Source organism: Peribacillus deserti, from assembly GCF_002863585.1.
GTDB classification, from domain to species: domain Bacteria; phylum Bacillota; class Bacilli; order Bacillales; family DSM-1321; genus Paraperibacillus; species Paraperibacillus deserti_A.
In genome coordinates, this window is the sequence record NZ_PGUY01000062.1 from 105,863 (window position 1) to 121,138 (window position 15,276).

The window sequence follows — 15,276 nt, forward strand, 5'->3', positions numbered from 1 at the left end:
CTAGAATACATAATGCAGCAGCGGGAGTGAGATGAGTGAAGCTGGTACCTAAAGACATGGAGATGTTTGAACAGGCAAGGGAACATATTGATACAATTATCGTTCCGTTAATAGGAGTGGACTTTGGATCAGATACGAAATCATACGCAAGAATGAATGAGTTCCTGACAATCCTCTCCTCAGAAATCGAAAGGCAGTTTAAAGGGAGGATCATCCTTATTCCACCTTTCACCTATATTGCATCATCTGAGGAAGAGGCAAAAAAGCAGGCAGCCCTAGACTGGAAGAGCAATTTTTTAAACGAAGGTTTCAAGCACGTTTTCTTTATAACGTGCGACAGTAATTGGAAGGCTGTTGAAAATGATTTTGAGCAGACTCTCATCTGGGTCCCGGCAATTCCGCTTGAGGGGCTTGATGATACGTATAAAAGACAGATGATGGATGAACAGGTAAGGCAGATTTCAACCATTTTTTCCCAGAGATGGCAGCGGGAAAAATAGGAAATTTTTGTGAACAAAGCTTTTTTGGCATTGCATATAAGAATTCCCAGATTATTGACCTATTGGAAATATTGATATATCATTGTAATGTCCTTGTTTTATAGTAATCTAATTTTTTTGGTCATAAAAGACCGAGTTTTTTAATAGAGGGGGGGAAAATGTATGAGCAAACATCGAGTTTCAAGACGTCAATTCCTGAACTATACTCTAACGGGTGTAGGCGGTTTCATGGCTGCCGGAATGTTAATGCCGATGCTTCGTTTTGCGGTTGATCCTGTATTGGAAGCGGCTGGGGGAGAAAATTATGTCGCTACAAAACAAAAAGTGGATGATCTGACCGGAAAACCGGTAAGACTTGACTTTTCATACAAGCAGAAAGATGCATGGTATGAATCTGAAGTAACGGATACTGCATGGGTGTATAAAAACGATGAAGGGAAAATTGTTGCCCTTTCCCCGGTTTGTAAGCACTTAGGCTGTACGGTGGACTGGAATACGAGTAAGGATCATCCTAATCAATTCTTCTGTCCATGCCATTTCGGCCGTTATACGAAAGACGGCATGAACGTAAAAGGAACACCACCTCTTAAGCCTTTGGATAGTTACGATTACAAAGTCAAAGATGGAATCCTTTATCTAGGGTCAGCAGTTCCGCATAAGGAGGCGTAATAATTGTTAAACAAGATATATGACTGGGTTGACGAGCGGTTAGATATTACGCCGCTATGGCGTGACATTGCAGATCACGAAGTTCCTGAGCATGTAAACCCTGCCCATCACTTCTCTGCATTTGTCTACTGCTTCGGGGGATTAACTTTCTTTGTTACGGTAATACAGATTCTATCCGGAATGTTTTTGACGATGTATTATGTACCAGACATCAAAAACGCCTGGCAGTCGGTATATTACCTGCAAAATGAAGTGGCATTCGGACAAATTGTCCGCGGTATGCACCACTGGGGTGCAAGTTTAGTAATCGTTATGATGTTTTTACATACTTTGCGTGTTTTCTTCCAGGGTGCTTATAAAAAGCCGCGTGAATTAAACTGGATAGTAGGGGTATTAATTTTCTTTGTCATGCTAGGCCTAGGATTTACAGGTTATTTGCTGCCGTGGGATATGAAAGCGCTGTTTGCGACAAAAGTAGGTCTGCAGATTGCTGACTCTATTCCTGTAATTGGACCTTATGCCAAAACATTGCTTTCAGGACATCCAACCATTGTAGGAGCTCAGACGCTGACTCGTTTCTTTGCGATTCACGTATTCTTCCTTCCAGGCGCATTACTTGGTTTAATGGGTGCCCACTTCTTAATGATTCGCAAGCAGGGTATTTCAGGACCATTGTAAAAAAGCGACAAGCCTAATTTATCTATTAATCAACCATTTTTTGGGGGAGGGGGACTCACATGCATCGCGGAAAAGGTATGAAGTTCGTTGGAGACTCACGTGTTTCTGCCGTACGAAAACCAAATATTCCGAAAGATTATTCGGAGTATCCAGGAAAAACAGAAGCTTTTTGGCCAAACTTCCTTTTGAAGGAATGGATGGTTGGAGCCGTTTTCCTTGTAGGCTATTTATGTTTAACAGTAGCGCATCCATCTCCGCTTGAGAGAATTGCGGACCCTACTGATACTGGATATATTCCATTGCCTGACTGGTATTTCTTGTTCTTATATCAATTGCTTAAATATACGTACGCTTCAGGTCCATATAATACAATCGGTGCGTTAGTTATGCCAGGTCTTGCATTTGGTGGTTTACTGCTTGCACCATTCCTTGACAGAAGCCCACACCGCCGTCCGTCTAAACGACCGCTGGCAACCGGGTTCATGCTATTAGGATTGGCTTCAATTATTTACTTAACTTGGTTCTCGGTAGCTACACATGACTGGGAAAAAGCTAAAGAACAGGGTAAGATTGTAGCTAAGGCTGAAATTGATACAAAAGATCCAGGCTATGCTGTTTATCAGAAGCAAAGCTGTATCGGATGCCATGGTAAAGAGCTGACTGGCGGAGCTGGTCCATCTCTAGTAGGAACAGGATTGAAGCCAGAAGAAATTGCAAAGATCGCCAAAGAAGGTAAAGGAGCAATGCCTCCGAACGCTTACAAAGGCAATGATGAAGATTTAAAGAAACTTACTGAGTTTATCTCTAAGTTAAAGGCGGAGTAAATTCAGTCAAAGCTGGCATGCTATATGCCAGCTTTTTTTATAGACATGAGTATAGAAGGGGACGTCTTTTCCAGCCGCCGCTGTCTGTAAAATGTAACTCTTTCATTTGCTGTTACCTTAAGTCCGGGTAATTTTGTCAAACAGCTTGGAAAATGGTATAAATATTTTTATCGTTATATTTTGAATTTTTTACAGGAAGTAGGATTTTCATGGCATTTATTTATTCAATATTGGCAAATAGAAGCTTCTTATGGCTGCTTTTAGTTATTAATATATTTGGAACTGTATATGGATATTACTGGTATGGGTACCAGCTGGAGGCAACACCGGCTATTTTTCTTCCATTTGTGCCGGACAGCCCTACCGCTACTTTGTTTTTTGTCCTGGCGTTAATAGGATTTCTACTAAGGAAAAACTGGGGGCTGTTTGAAGCACTGGCGGTAATGACTTTATTCAAGTATGGAATCTGGGCGGTTGTAATGAACCTCCTGACTCTGATGATAACCGGAGAGCTCCACTGGACGGGATATATGCTGATGGCTTCACATGCGGCAATGGCTGTTCAAGGACTCCTCTATGCTCCATTTTATAGGATTAAAAAATGGCATTTTGCTGTAGCAGCCATATGGACCCTCCATAACGAAATGATCGACTATGTATTTTATCAAATGCCAAACTATGGAGATTTAATAAGATATATCCAGGAAATAGGCTATTTCACGTTCTGGTTAAGTATCGCTTCGATCGCAGCTGCCTATTTTACTGCTTATCGATCTTCAAGACGGACATACAAAATATAGCCGGGTTCCAGGTTCTACTCTTGTCCCACCTTTCATACACTTCTATTAGTATGAGAGGGGGGACAAATTTGTTTAAAGTGAATTTATTACTAGTTATATTATTACTACTTATCCCGGTACAGCCAGGACATGCACAAAGCGGAACCCTGGAACAACTCGATAGGATTGCTGATGAAGCCCTCCAGCTTGTAAAAAGCGATAGACTTTCAGAAACGAACCAGATGCTTGAGTACTTCTCCAAACAATTCCTGACACTTACTGCTCATGACCATAAATTTAGTATGGACGAGCTTAGAATTATTACAGCCGCCCATAATGATGCACTTAAAGCAGTCGGTTCCGATTCGATGACCCTAAATGAGAAAATTTCAAATGTCACAAAATTCCGTCTCGTCGTGGATGCCATTTCTTCACAGCATCAGCCGATGTGGACCGAAATGGAAGGGCAGATCATGGAAACCTTTAAAACTACCCAGCAGGCTGTAAAATCAAGAAATCTCGAACAATTCGATGAAAGCTTCAATAAGCTTTTATCTCAATACAATCTGATTCATCCCAGTTTAAAAGTGGACATTGCCCCTGAGAAAATCCAAAAACTGGATGCTAAATTCGAATTTATCAATCAGTACCGCCCCAGCCTGCTTTCCGAAAAAGAGAGTGAGCAAGAATTAACCGCTCTCCAATCCGATCTCAAATCAATATTTGAAGAAATGAAGGAGGATGAAGCGGACCCGTCTCTCTGGTGGGTCATGATCTCCACAGGAAGTATTATCATTATGACATTATCCTACGTAGGCTGGAGAAAGTACAAAGGAAATAAAGAATCTGTGAATACACGCAAAGAGCAGAATGATTGACACACCCAGGAGGCAAAATTAAAATAGAAGAAACCATTCATCATGAAGGGGGAACAGCATGTTAATCTATTTTATCTTAATTATCCTAGTTCCTTTGTATGCGCAATTTAAAGTCAAGAGTACTTATAAAAAATATTCACAGGTCGCAAACTCGTCTGGAAGGACAGGGGCCCAGGTAGCAAGGGAAATCCTTGACAGCCACGGACTGTATAATGTAGGTGTTGAAGAAACTAGAGGAGTACTTAGTGACCACTACGATCCAAGATCAAAGACCGTCCGTCTTTCAAGCTCCAACTATCATGGATACTCTATCGCTGGTGCAGCCATCGCAGCGCACGAGGTGGGTCATGCAATCCAGGACCAGCAGAGATATGCATTCCTAAGATTCCGGCATGCATTAGTCCCTGTTGCCAATATAGGCTCTAACTTTTCCTGGATTCTCATTCTTGCCGGTGTACTTGCCAACCTGTCCGGACTCCTTCTCCTTGGAATCGGCTTTATGGCTTTAGCCGTGTTGTTTCAGATCGTGACACTGCCTGTTGAATTCAATGCATCCAATAGAGCCATGGACGAAGTGGTCTCTCTCGGAATCATAAGAAATAACGAAGAACGAGAAACAAGGAAGGTCTTAAATGCTGCCGCTTTAACCTATGTTGCAGCCGCCGCCGTAGCCGTACTGGAACTCGTCCGTTTAGTGTTCATTTATACAGGCATGACAAGAGATGAATAAGAAAAAGAGCTGTCAGTTAAATGACAGCTCAGGCTGTCGAGAGAGTCTCGGCGGCCTTATTTCTTTTCTGTATACGCGTGCACGGTCCGCCCAGCGCGATAGCAGGTTTCTTACACAGTATAGATTGGCTGGCACTGTCTGGTCTTCAGCCCGAAAAATGATTTAAGCGCTACCATTAAAAATGAGAATTCCCGCTCGGCAATCTGCATATTGGTGTGGTGCTGCTTCCGTCACAATTAATAAAAACCTCATCCAAAAAGCCTTTTTTTCCAGAACTGTTGAGTCAAGCTGAAAAGTATCAAGATTAGGGTTCCATCATCAAGTAATGCTTGTTTTTTGGTTAAAAAAGGACCTCATTTTTTCCCCGGCTATGCTGCAGTCCTGCGGCATCAATTACCCTCGAGAAGTGAAACACTCCATTAAAGAAACACTATACTAACTATAATCTTAAACAGAATTGAAAACTGTCCATTAAAATGTAAAATGGTAGATTCTCATTCCTAAGGACCAGTGTAAAGAAAGTATTTTTTTCTCCACAAGCTGAGCTGTCAATTTTTATGACAGCTTTTTTCTGTGCCGGAAGACTTTTGGCCGAGATATGCTTCAGAATGGCTTCGGTAAAACCTTAATGAGTGCAAGGATAAAAAGCAATTGAAGGGATTATCATGTATGCATAGAAGAGGAGATCAAGAAAGCTTTACGGATTATGGCTCTGTTTGGTTTCTATACAGGTCTGTAAAAGACATTGAAAGAATAGATTCTGAAAACTAAGATTGAAAATTAGTTTTGAAATAGAATTCCAGGAAAAACAGAGGGCCGTGCCTGATCTGAGTGTATTCGAGCTGTAAGAGAATCCAATTACAAAGTGCAAGACGCCTGTGTTCTTCGGGAAAAGTTCTGCGCTGCCCATAATAAAACGCGGCCCGCCTGCCGAACCGCGCATCAAACTATAACATCATCTTTCGATCGGATTTTTATTCTCATCATGTGTAAATCCTTCACCCAGTACGTCGTGGACGACTGTAACAGAGACGAAGGCATGGGGGTCGACAGAGGTTATCGCATTTTTTAACCGGACAAGTTCGGTTCTTGCGACAACGCAATAAAGTACTTCCCGATCGGTTTTCGTAAAGGATCCGTAGCCTTTGAGCATGGTGACTCCCCGGTCCATATCCTTCATGATTTTGTCAGCAATTTCCTGGTTCTTGTCACTGATAACCATGGCTCCTCTGGCGGAATAGGCACCTTCCTGCATAAAATCGATCACTCTGGCGCCGATAAAGACAGCGACCAAAGTATACATGGCTTCCTTATAGTCCAGATATACAATCAAGGAAATGGTAATGACCACTGCGTCAAAAATAAACATGGTCCGCCCGATGCTCCAGCCAAAATATCTGTCAACGATTCTGGCTATAATATCTACTCCGCCCGTCGTTCCGCCAAAACGGAAGATGATGCCGAGGCCGATTCCGATGAAGCCTCCTGCGAATAAAGCGGCGAGCATAAGATCGTGATGAAGCGGGAAGCTCAATTGATAGACTTCAAATAATTTCAGCCAGGCTGAAAGGCCGACAGTACCAATAATGGTATACAGGAAAGTTGTCTTGCCTAAAAACCTCCAGCCGGCGAAGAACACCGGAATATTCAAAACAAGATTGGAGATCGAAAGGTTCACACCAAAGACTTGATACAAAAGCAGGGTGATTCCTGTAAAGCCGCCTTCAGCGAGGTTGTTTTGCATATTAAAATGAACAAGGCCGAAAGCAAAAATCCCAGACCCCAGCAGGATAAAAATAATATTTTTTACTTTTAAGCCGTAAACCATCTGAAAAGAGACCCCCAACTGATACATTAGTAAAATTTGCCGTGACCATATTATAGCGGAATACCAAAAGAGGGGCAACTTATCGGCGGCGCAAAAAGTTGTCATAAAGGTAACTTTTAGCTAACATGTAAGAAGAAAGTATGAAGGGTGATTACTGTGAAGAATGAGAAAACTGTAAAAGATCTTCAGCGAGAAGTTGATGAATATATCAGCCAGTTTAAAGAAGGATATTTCAGTCCTTTGGCAATGATGGCCAGAATGACAGAAGAACTGGGAGAACTAGCTAGGGAAGTCAACCATTATTACGGAGAGAAACCCAAAAAAACCAGTGAAAGCGAAAAAGCAATTGATGAAGAAGTGGGCGATATGCTGTTTGTCCTGATCTGCTTTGCTAACTCTCTAGGAATCGATTTACAGGATGCACATGACAGGGTAATGACCAAATTTAATACAAGAGATAAAGATAGATGGACTCGGATTGGAGAAGGTGAAGAACATGGAGACAATTAAGATAATTATTGCAGGCCCCAGGGGAAGAATGGGCCTTGAAGCAGTTAAATTGGTACATAATACGGAAAACTTTGAGCTTGCGGCTGTATTAGACCGCAGGAATAACGGCATGAATCTAAGCGGCCTTGCCGGCTTTGAAGGAATGGAGGCACCGATTTATACGGATCTTGATGAATGCTTTTCGTCCGTAAAGGCCGACGTTTTAATTGATCTGACTACACCGGAGTTTGGGATGGCCCATGCTGAAAAAGCGCTGGAATACGGCATCCGCCCAGTGGTTGGGACAACTGGTTTTACTAACGAGGACTTACTGAGATTGGAAAGCCTGACTGAAGAAAAGGGACTTGGGTGCATAATAGCGCCTAACTTTGCCATTGGGGCCATTTTAATGATGAAATTTGCGCAGATGGCCGGAAAATATTTTAAGGATATTGAAATTATTGAAATGCACCACGACCAGAAGCTGGATGCTCCCTCAGGAACAGCTGTTAAAACAGCTCAGCTGATTTCAGAGGTAAGGGAAGACAAAACACAGGGGCATCCATCTGAAAAAGAAACGATACCTGGTGCGAGAGGCGCGGATATGAATGGAATGCGCATCCATAGTGTAAGACTTCCAGGGCTTGTTGCCCATCAACAGGTGATGTTTGGCATGGAGGGTCAGCTCTTGACGATCAGGCACGATTCGTTCAACCGCGCTTCATTTATGTCAGGTGTTAGATTAGCTGTAGAAGAAGTGATGAAAATAGATGTGCTCGTATATGGATTAGAGAACGTAATAGAATAGGGTGGAATGATGAAAATTGCACTGATTGCCCATGATAAAAAGAAAGAAGATATGATACGATTTGCCACGGCATACAAGGATATTTTCAGTAAGCATGAGTTATTTGCAACGGGTACGACTGGACTTAGAATTCAGGAAGCGACGGGACTAAGTATCCACCGATTCCAGTCGGGTCCGCTCGGGGGAGATCAGGAAATCGGAGCACGAATTGCTAGAAATGAAATGGATTTAGTTCTTTTCTTTAGAGACCCTCTAACTTCACAGCCCCACGAACCTGATGTTTCAGCCTTAATCCGGCTTTGTGATGTGTATTCAATCCCGCTGGCGACAAATATGGGAACTGCTGAAGTTCTTGTGCGCGGATTGAAAAGAGGAGATATAGAGTGGAGAAAGATTGAACGGGACCAGGGGTGAGATAGATTGTTATTAGAACAGGCAGATATACTTGCATTTGGCGCCCATGCTGATGATATAGAAATTGGCATGGGCGGTACTGCAGCCCAACTTGCCTCACATGGAAAAAAAGTAGTTTTTTGTGACTTGACCCAAGCTGAATTGTCTTCCAATGGCAATGTTGAATTAAGGAAAAAGGAAGCGGCTGAAGCAGCTGGAATTCTTGGTGTGCAGCAAAGGATTACACTTGACCTTCCAGACCGGGGGTTGTTTATGACTAGTGAACATATCGATAAAGTGGTCTCGGTAATTAGAAGGTTCCGTCCTAAAACGGTGTTTGCCCCATATTACCGCGACCGGCATCCTGATCATGGAAATTGTGCAAGGCTGGTAGAAGAAGCCTGCTTCTCGGCAGGGGTAAAAAAATACATAGATTCATCGGATGGAGAGCCGCATAAGGTAAGCTCTGTTTATTTTTATATGATTAATGGTTTTCATAAACCATCTTTTACAGTGGATATTTCTGAAACAATAAATCAGAAACTGGCAAGTCTGAGAGCCTATCAGAGCCAATTTGATAAAACGGAAGCTTCAGTGGATACGCCGCTTGTGAATGGATATATCGAAACGGTAGAAGCAAGGGAAAGACTTTTTGGACAAGAGTCGGGAGCCGCCTTTGCTGAAGGGTTTATTTCGAAGAACCCTATATTGGTGCCAGCTGCTTTGTTAGGAGAATAAATTATGAAACTTAAAATAGGCATTACCTGCTACCCAACGGTAGGAGGCTCAGGAGCGGTTGCTACTGAGCTTGGCAAACTGCTTGCGGAGAGAGGCCATGAAATCCATTTTATATCCTCAAGCATGCCCTTTAGGCTAAAGCGCAGGTATCCAAATATCTATTATCATCAGGTAGAAGTAAATCAATACTCCGTTTTCCAATATCCTCCTTACGATCTCGCGCTCGCAAGCAAAATGGCAGAAGTTGCTAAGAGAGAACAGCTTGATATATTGCATGTGCATTATGCGATCCCCCATGCTGTATGTGCGATTCTAGCCAGACAGATGGCTGGTACGGATGTAAAGATTGTAACAACTCTTCACGGGACCGATATAACTGTACTGGGCTATGATCCATCTCTAACAGAGAGTATAAAATTCGGAATTGAAAAATCGGATGTAGTTACGGCCGTATCCAGTGCCCTTGTGGATCAAACCTATGCTCTTATCCAGCCAGATAAAGAAATCCAGACGGTTCATAATTTTATAGATGAACGTGTGTACAGAAAAACGGATTCTGCTTATTTAAAACAGGAATATGGAATCGCTGAAGATGAAAAGGTCATCATCCATGTTTCAAACTTCAGAGGTGTAAAAAGGGTCAGTGATGTAGTCCAATCCTTCTATGAAATTCAGAAGCGGATTCCTTCTAAGCTCATGCTTGTTGGGGACGGACCAGAAATGTCTGTAGTATGTAAACTGGCAAGTGAGCTTGGAATAGAGGATAAAATCCTGACACTTGGAAAACAAGACAATCTAGAAGATTTATATTCCATAAGCGATCTCATGCTGTTATTATCCATGAAGGAAAGCTTTGGCCTTGTTCTGATTGAAGCCATGGCCTGCGGTGTACCTTGTATTGGGACTGATGTGGGCGGCATTCCTGAGGTTATAGAGGATGGAGAAACAGGATTTCTTTGTAAGATTGGAGATTATAAGGAAGCAGCAGACAAGGCGCTTCTCTTATTGACCGACGATCGTAAGCATAGGGAATTTTCCGAGGCTGCCCAAAAGACTGTTCACGAGAAATTCCGTGCCTCTTTAATAGTGCTCCAATACGAAGAGATATATGAACGTCTGCTTGCTGGAAAGGAAATTCACTAAAAAGGGAGGGATTTGATGCACAAACTGTTTAACCAGGCAAAGCCGGTTCTTGAAAAGATAGAAAGAGCCGGATTTCAGGCTTATTTTGTAGGCGGGGCAGTAAGAGACTATCTTCTCAATAAACAGATTAGTGATGTAGATATAGCTTCAAGTGCTGTTCCTGCTGAAATAAAGCAAATCTTTGATAAAACGGTGGATGTCGGGATCGAACATGGTACGATACTTGTGATTTTCAAAGGTGTCCCATATGAAGTCACCACCTTCCGCTCAGAAAGTGAATATGCTGATTTTCGCAGGCCTTCCAAAGTTACATTTATCCGGTCTTTGGAAGAAGATTTAAAACGAAGAGATTTTACCATGAATGCCATTGCTATGGATAAAGATCTAACAATCATAGATCCCTTTTCTGGCAGGATTGCAATTGAAAATCAGTTAATCACAACAGTTGGAAGGCCGGAAGACCGGTTCCAAGAGGATGCGCTCCGTATGATGAGAGCGGTCAGGTTTGTAAGCCAGCTCTCCTTTTCCATTGAGTCCGATACATATCAGGGGTTAAAAGATCATGGACATCTGCTTGAAAAAATAGCGGTAGAACGAATCCTCGCTGAATTTAATAAGCTTCTAGCAGGAGAAAACAAATTACAGGCTTTTAACATATTAAGGGATACTGGTTTAAATGAGTTTTTACCGGGGCTGAAAGGGACCGGAAAGGTTCTGGATGAATGGGGGAAACTGGATGTCAGCAGGCTGAAAAATTTAATGGAGAGCTGGGTCCTTTTTGTCTATTTATTAAATCCGGCAGACATTGATTCTTTTCTTAGATCCTGGAAAATGTCCTCTAAACAGATGAAGGAGATTAAAAGATATTTATTTTACCTCAATCTGCGTTTTAAGGGTCCTTTAACTAAATTGAATTTGTTTCATGCTGGAATGGATACGGCTCTTAGTATTGAAAAAGTGTATGGTGTGCTAAAGGATTGCCAGGATGAAGCAGCTGCCAGCCATACAATTGAAAAAGATTATCGTTCATTGCCGATTCACGATCTGCAAGAATTGGCAGTAGGTGGCCGTGATCTTCTTGAGTGGTCAGCCAAGCAAGCAGGTCCATGGGTTAAGGAAACATTGCTGCATGCCTTAGAGGCTGTTTTGGAGCAGCAGGCACCGAATGAAAAAGAAGCTTTAAGGGAGTGGCTGGGCCGATGCAATCTGATTTGAGGAAAAAATTGCTGGAAACGTTCCATGAAGCCAATGGAGAATTTGTTTCCGGACAGAATCTTGCAGACATCATGGGCTGCACAAGAACGGCAGTCTGGAAGCATATTGAAGAACTCCGTAAGGATGGCTACGACATTGAAGCGGTTAGAAAAAAAGGCTATAGAATCAATAAGAGCCCGGACAAGCTTTCAGGCAATTCGATTTTGCTTGGGCTCGAAACAAAAGAAATAGGAAAAAATATTTCCTATCATGAATCCCTCGCCTCTACTCAGAAGCTTGCGCATAAATTGGCTGACAGCGGTGCGGAAGAAGGAACCCTGGTCATTGCGGATGAGCAGACACAAGGGAAAGGACGCTTGCTGCGAACCTGGCATTCAGCTAAAACAGGCATTTGGATGAGCCTGATTTTAAGGCCTAGGATTCCGATGCAGCAGGCACCTCAGCTTACTCTGTTAGCAGCTGTAGCCATTGTACAGGCTATTGAAGATACAACATCTATCTTTCCAACTATAAAGTGGCCGAATGATATCCTGATTAACGGAAAAAAAGTTACCGGAATATTAACCGAAATGCAGGCTGAAGCGGACAGAATTCACTCAGTTATCATTGGCATCGGCATTAACGTAAATCAGAGTCTGGAGGATTTTCCTGATGACATTAAGGAAACTGCCACTTCCTTGGCATTAGAAGAAGGTGAGCCGATTTCCAGGACCTCTGTGATTCAATCTTTTTTAAAACACTTTGAAATTCTTTACACCCTTTTCTTAAAAGAGGGATTCAAACCGATTAAGCTCCTTTGGGAGAGCTACGCAGTCAGTCTTGGGAAAGAAATCAAAGCATCCACCCTGACAGGCGTGCTTTACGGAAAAGCAATCGGAATAACAGATGATGGTGTGCTTTTACTAAAGGACAGCCTCGGTGAGATTCATTCGATTTATTCTGCAGATATAGAAATAAATTAAATGGATATATTATATCTTGATGGGAACGAATGATCTTCCTTCGTTAAAACACTTGGAAAAGCACTGTTTCGCATAAATGATGAAAAACCTTAGAAATAAAGGATAAGATTATGTATAATGTATGTGGGCGGTATCATGGGAAGGGGAATGTCTGCCTCTCCCTAAAAGGAACTGCACCTGATTCATACGTTAGTATTCTTTTAAAATGCATATCTGCCTTGATCCAATGAGATGGACTGGGACAGAGGGATTAATAACTGACATAACAGGATCCTTCTGCCTTTAGAAGGGTCTTTTTTGATTTTATCCTAAATCATTCTGACCCTCGTGATTTCATCTCCTCTAAAAAAAGGAGGAAGTTACAATGAAGTTTTCTGCCAATTTTACTAGGATGAAACAGCAGGGGGAAAAGATTGCTATGCTGACTGCCTATGATTATCCTTCCGCCAGACTTTCAGAAGAGGCCGGAGTGGATATGATATTAGTAGGTGATTCACTGGGCATGGTTGTCCTCGGATATGACTCGACTCTGCCTGTTACGGTGGAGGACATGATCCACCATACTAAAGCTGTGAAACGAGGGGCGCCAAATACGTTTATTGTTACAGATATGCCCTTTATGAGCTATCATCTGTCACTTGATGAGACCTTGAAAAATGCAGCGAGGATTATGCAGCTGGGAAATGCTGATGCTTTAAAGGTTGAAGGAGCGGATGAAGTTGTGGAAAAAATATCTGCTCTTACTAAGGCTGGTATACCGGTAGTTGCCCATCTTGGTTTAACTCCGCAGTCAGTGGGGGTCCTTGGGGGCTATAAGGTTCAGGGGAAGGATGCAGAGGCCGCAAGCCGTCTGATGGAGGATGCCATTGCATGTGAAAAGGCCGGTGCCATAGCGCTTGTTCTAGAATGTGTACCGTACCAGCTGGCGGAGATGATCACAAACGCCCTTTCCATCCCGACTATCGGGATTGGCGCCGGCCAGTTTACAGATGGACAAGTACTTGTGTACCATGATGTTCTTTCTTATGGTGTAGACCGGCTTCCGAAATTCGTAAAAAAATATGGAAATGCGGGTGAATTGGTTAGAGAAGCTTTGGGCCAATATATAAAAGAAGTAAAGGAACAAGCATTTCCTGAGAGAATACATTCTTTTACGATGGCGGAAGAAGAAGTGGAAGCACTATACGGAGGAAAAAAATGAAGATAGTAAGAGAAATCAGTTCGTTGAGAGAATCCCTGAAAGAGAAGCGAAAAAACGGAGCCACTATAGGTTTCGTTCCAACAATGGGCTTTTTACATGAAGGACATCAATCCCTGCTGAAAAAGGCAAGGGAAGAAAACGACATCGTCGTTCTTAGCGTGTTCGTAAACCCTATTCAATTCGGTCCGAATGAAGACTTTGAAACCTATCCAAGGGATATTGAACGTGATGAAAAAGTGGCTGGTGACGCAGGTGTGGACTTTATTTTTTATCCTGCTGTCGAAGAAATGTACCCTAATGAGGCTGCTGTCTCACTTACCGTAAAGGCAAGAACAAATGTACTTTGCGGTGCGAAAAGACCTGGCCATTTCGACGGAGTGGCAGTTGTGTTAACAAAGCTGTTCAACATTGTCCAGCCTGATAAGGCTTATTTTGGACTTAAAGACGCCCAGCAGGTAGCGGTCATTCACAGCTTGGTTGAGGACTTTAACATACCGGTCAATATAGTACCTGTACCCACTGTCAGAGAAGAAGACGGCCTTGCAAAAAGTTCGCGAAACGTGTACCTGACTGAAGAAGAGAGACAGCAGGCGCCTGCCATCTACAAAAGCCTGCAGCACGCTGAACAATTAATAGAGAATGGTGAAAGAAATCCTGAGAACATTCTAGCAAGCATAAGAGAAGAGCTTACCCGCAGCACAGGCGGAGAAATAGATTATGCTGAACTGCTGTCTTACCCTGAACTGAAGAAGATTGAAAACATTCACGGGAAAATAATTATAGCACTTGCAGTAAAATTCAGCGGCGCAAGACTTATTGATAATTTGATAATAGAGATATAATCCATTGAGGAAGAGGAGGAACCAGTGTGTTTCGGACGATGATGAATGCAAAGATTCACAGAGCTCGTGTAACGGAAGCAAATTTAAATTATGTCGGAAGTATTACTATTGATGAAGATATTCTGGATGCCGTAGGAATGGCAGCCAATGAAAAAGTTCATATCGTGAATAATAACAATGGGGCACGCCTTGAGACATACATTATTCCCGGACCAAGAAACAGCGGAGTGATCTGTCTGAATGGAGCTGCGGCCCGAATGGTCCAGCCCGATGATATTGTCATCATCATTTCCTATGCCATGCTGTCAGAGCAAGAAATGGTGAACCATAACCCGCGCGTTGCTATTATGGATGAAAATAATCGTATCAAAGAATTAATCGCACATGAACCAGCAGCCACCATCATGTAAATAGCCCAGCCGGCCGAAGAAAGAACATCTCGGCCGGCTTTTTTATTCAGACTATATTAAAGTTCGTTTTTGATTTTGCCACTGTGTTAATTGGAGCGGATATGCGAGACTCCTGCGGGATAAGTGGTTAATATTTAGCTCCGAACTGACACCTTCGGCCATAAGCCAATCGTCATCAAAAGGAAATAA

The 15,276-nt window shown here is 42.6% G+C and carries 18 protein-coding genes; 17 read left to right on the forward strand and 1 reads right to left on the reverse strand.

The window, feature by feature from the left end; all coding sequences use genetic code 11:
• Window positions 1-35 precede the first annotated feature (35 nt).
• The 7 genes from CUU66_RS19160 (at window position 36) to CUU66_RS19190 (ending at window position 5,058) form a co-directional block, all read left to right on the forward strand.
• Window positions 36-500, forward strand: coding sequence for a YpiF family protein (locus CUU66_RS19160; protein ID WP_101645008.1), 465 nt, complete (start codon window positions 36-38; stop codon window positions 498-500).
• Window positions 501-662: 162 nt separating this feature from the next.
• The gene (locus CUU66_RS19165; RefSeq protein WP_101645009.1) at window positions 663-1,169 is read left to right on the forward strand and encodes a ubiquinol-cytochrome c reductase iron-sulfur subunit; all 507 of its coding nucleotides are present in this window, start codon (window positions 663-665) and stop codon (window positions 1,167-1,169) included.
• Window positions 1,170-1,172: 3 nt separating this feature from the next.
• Window positions 1,173-1,847 (forward strand): menaquinol-cytochrome c reductase cytochrome b subunit, encoded by a 675-nt coding sequence (gene qcrB / locus CUU66_RS19170; protein ID WP_101645010.1) that lies wholly within the window; start codon window positions 1,173-1,175, stop codon window positions 1,845-1,847.
• A gap of 59 nt (window positions 1,848-1,906) precedes the next feature.
• Window positions 1,907-2,671: a menaquinol-cytochrome c reductase cytochrome b/c subunit gene (locus tag CUU66_RS19175; RefSeq protein ID WP_101645011.1), complete on the forward strand. Its 765-nt coding sequence runs from the start codon at window positions 1,907-1,909 to the stop codon at window positions 2,669-2,671.
• A gap of 209 nt (window positions 2,672-2,880) precedes the next feature.
• The gene (locus CUU66_RS19180; RefSeq protein WP_101645012.1) at window positions 2,881-3,471 is read left to right on the forward strand and encodes a DUF1405 domain-containing protein; all 591 of its coding nucleotides are present in this window, start codon (window positions 2,881-2,883) and stop codon (window positions 3,469-3,471) included.
• Window positions 3,472-3,548: 77 nt separating this feature from the next.
• Window positions 3,549-4,328: a sporulation protein YpjB gene (gene ypjB / locus CUU66_RS19185; protein ID WP_257968069.1), complete on the forward strand. Its 780-nt coding sequence runs from the start codon at window positions 3,549-3,551 to the stop codon at window positions 4,326-4,328.
• Window positions 4,329-4,386: 58 nt separating this feature from the next.
• A complete protein-coding gene (locus CUU66_RS19190) occupies window positions 4,387-5,058 on the forward strand; it encodes a zinc metallopeptidase (protein ID WP_101645013.1) in 672 nt (223 codons plus the stop codon).
• A gap of 955 nt (window positions 5,059-6,013) precedes the next feature.
• Here the strand turns inward: CUU66_RS19190 and CUU66_RS19195 are convergent.
• Entirely contained in the window at window positions 6,014-6,886 is an 873-nt protein-coding gene (locus CUU66_RS19195; protein WP_101645014.1) for a YitT family protein, read from the reverse strand.
• A gap of 156 nt (window positions 6,887-7,042) precedes the next feature.
• On the opposite strand from CUU66_RS19195, the gene CUU66_RS19200 reads away from it, so the two are divergent.
• The 10 genes from CUU66_RS19200 to panD all read left to right on the forward strand — a co-directional run bounded on the left by CUU66_RS19200 (window position 7,043) and on the right by panD (window position 15,087).
• On the forward strand, window positions 7,043-7,396 hold the full coding sequence (locus tag CUU66_RS19200) for a nucleotide pyrophosphohydrolase (RefSeq protein WP_101645015.1): 354 nt from the start codon (window positions 7,043-7,045) through the stop codon (window positions 7,394-7,396).
• Window positions 7,383-8,183, forward strand: a complete 801-nt coding sequence (dapB, locus tag CUU66_RS19205) for a 4-hydroxy-tetrahydrodipicolinate reductase (RefSeq protein ID WP_101645016.1) — start codon at window positions 7,383-7,385, stop codon at window positions 8,181-8,183. Before CUU66_RS19200 ends, dapB begins: the two co-directional genes overlap by 14 nt.
• A 9-nt stretch (window positions 8,184-8,192) precedes the next feature.
• Window positions 8,193-8,597 carry a methylglyoxal synthase gene (gene mgsA, locus CUU66_RS19210; protein WP_101645017.1) on the forward strand — a complete coding sequence of 135 codons (405 nt, stop codon included), beginning with the start codon at window positions 8,193-8,195 and terminating at the stop codon, window positions 8,595-8,597.
• Window positions 8,598-8,603: 6 nt separating this feature from the next.
• Entirely contained in the window at window positions 8,604-9,314 is a 711-nt protein-coding gene (gene bshB1 / locus CUU66_RS19215; protein ID WP_101645018.1) for a bacillithiol biosynthesis deacetylase BshB1, read from the forward strand.
• 3 nt (window positions 9,315-9,317) lie between these two features.
• A complete protein-coding gene (gene bshA / locus CUU66_RS19220) occupies window positions 9,318-10,457 on the forward strand; it encodes an N-acetyl-alpha-D-glucosaminyl L-malate synthase BshA (RefSeq protein WP_101645019.1) in 1,140 nt (379 codons plus the stop codon).
• A gap of 15 nt (window positions 10,458-10,472) precedes the next feature.
• Window positions 10,473-11,672, forward strand: coding sequence for a CCA tRNA nucleotidyltransferase (locus tag CUU66_RS19225; protein WP_101645020.1), 1,200 nt, complete (start codon window positions 10,473-10,475; stop codon window positions 11,670-11,672).
• Window positions 11,657-12,634: a biotin--[acetyl-CoA-carboxylase] ligase gene (locus tag CUU66_RS19230; RefSeq protein WP_101645021.1), complete on the forward strand. Its 978-nt coding sequence runs from the start codon at window positions 11,657-11,659 to the stop codon at window positions 12,632-12,634. Before CUU66_RS19225 ends, CUU66_RS19230 begins: the two co-directional genes overlap by 16 nt.
• Window positions 12,635-12,998: 364 nt before the next feature.
• Window positions 12,999-13,835 (forward strand): 3-methyl-2-oxobutanoate hydroxymethyltransferase, encoded by an 837-nt coding sequence (panB, locus tag CUU66_RS19235; protein WP_101645022.1) that lies wholly within the window; start codon window positions 12,999-13,001, stop codon window positions 13,833-13,835.
• Window positions 13,832-14,677: a pantoate--beta-alanine ligase gene (panC, locus tag CUU66_RS19240; RefSeq protein ID WP_101645023.1), complete on the forward strand. Its 846-nt coding sequence runs from the start codon at window positions 13,832-13,834 to the stop codon at window positions 14,675-14,677. Before panB ends, panC begins: the two co-directional genes overlap by 4 nt.
• 26 nt (window positions 14,678-14,703) lie before the next feature.
• Complete coding sequence (gene panD, locus CUU66_RS19245) at window positions 14,704-15,087, forward strand: aspartate 1-decarboxylase (protein ID WP_101645024.1); 384 nt, start codon at window positions 14,704-14,706, stop codon at window positions 15,085-15,087.
• The last annotated feature ends 189 nt before the right edge of the window (window positions 15,088-15,276 follow it).

What these genes read in the sequence shown, in the direction of transcription:
- bshA (WP_101645019.1), top strand. Translation starts at nt 9,318, where the DNA reads ATGAAACTTAAAATAGGCATTACCTGCTACCCAACGGTAGGAGGCTCA.
- CUU66_RS19165 (WP_101645009.1), top strand. Translation starts at nt 663, where the DNA reads ATGAGCAAACATCGAGTTTCAAGACGTCAATTCCTGAACTATACTCTA.
- CUU66_RS19225 (WP_101645020.1), top strand. Translation starts at nt 10,473, where the DNA reads ATGCACAAACTGTTTAACCAGGCAAAGCCGGTTCTTGAAAAGATAGAA.
- CUU66_RS19180 (WP_101645012.1), top strand. Translation starts at nt 2,881, where the DNA reads ATGGCATTTATTTATTCAATATTGGCAAATAGAAGCTTCTTATGGCTG.
- CUU66_RS19195 (WP_101645014.1), bottom strand. Translation starts at nt 6,886, where the DNA reads ATGGTTTACGGCTTAAAAGTAAAAAATATTATTTTTATCCTGCTGGGG.
- CUU66_RS19230 (WP_101645021.1), top strand. Translation starts at nt 11,657, where the DNA reads ATGCAATCTGATTTGAGGAAAAAATTGCTGGAAACGTTCCATGAAGCC.
- mgsA (WP_101645017.1), top strand. Translation starts at nt 8,193, where the DNA reads ATGAAAATTGCACTGATTGCCCATGATAAAAAGAAAGAAGATATGATA.
- CUU66_RS19190 (WP_101645013.1), top strand. Translation starts at nt 4,387, where the DNA reads ATGTTAATCTATTTTATCTTAATTATCCTAGTTCCTTTGTATGCGCAA.
- panC (WP_101645023.1), top strand. Translation starts at nt 13,832, where the DNA reads ATGAAGATAGTAAGAGAAATCAGTTCGTTGAGAGAATCCCTGAAAGAG.
- panB (WP_101645022.1), top strand. Translation starts at nt 12,999, where the DNA reads ATGAAGTTTTCTGCCAATTTTACTAGGATGAAACAGCAGGGGGAAAAG.
- dapB (WP_101645016.1), top strand. Translation starts at nt 7,383, where the DNA reads ATGGAGACAATTAAGATAATTATTGCAGGCCCCAGGGGAAGAATGGGC.
- CUU66_RS19175 (WP_101645011.1), top strand. Translation starts at nt 1,907, where the DNA reads ATGCATCGCGGAAAAGGTATGAAGTTCGTTGGAGACTCACGTGTTTCT.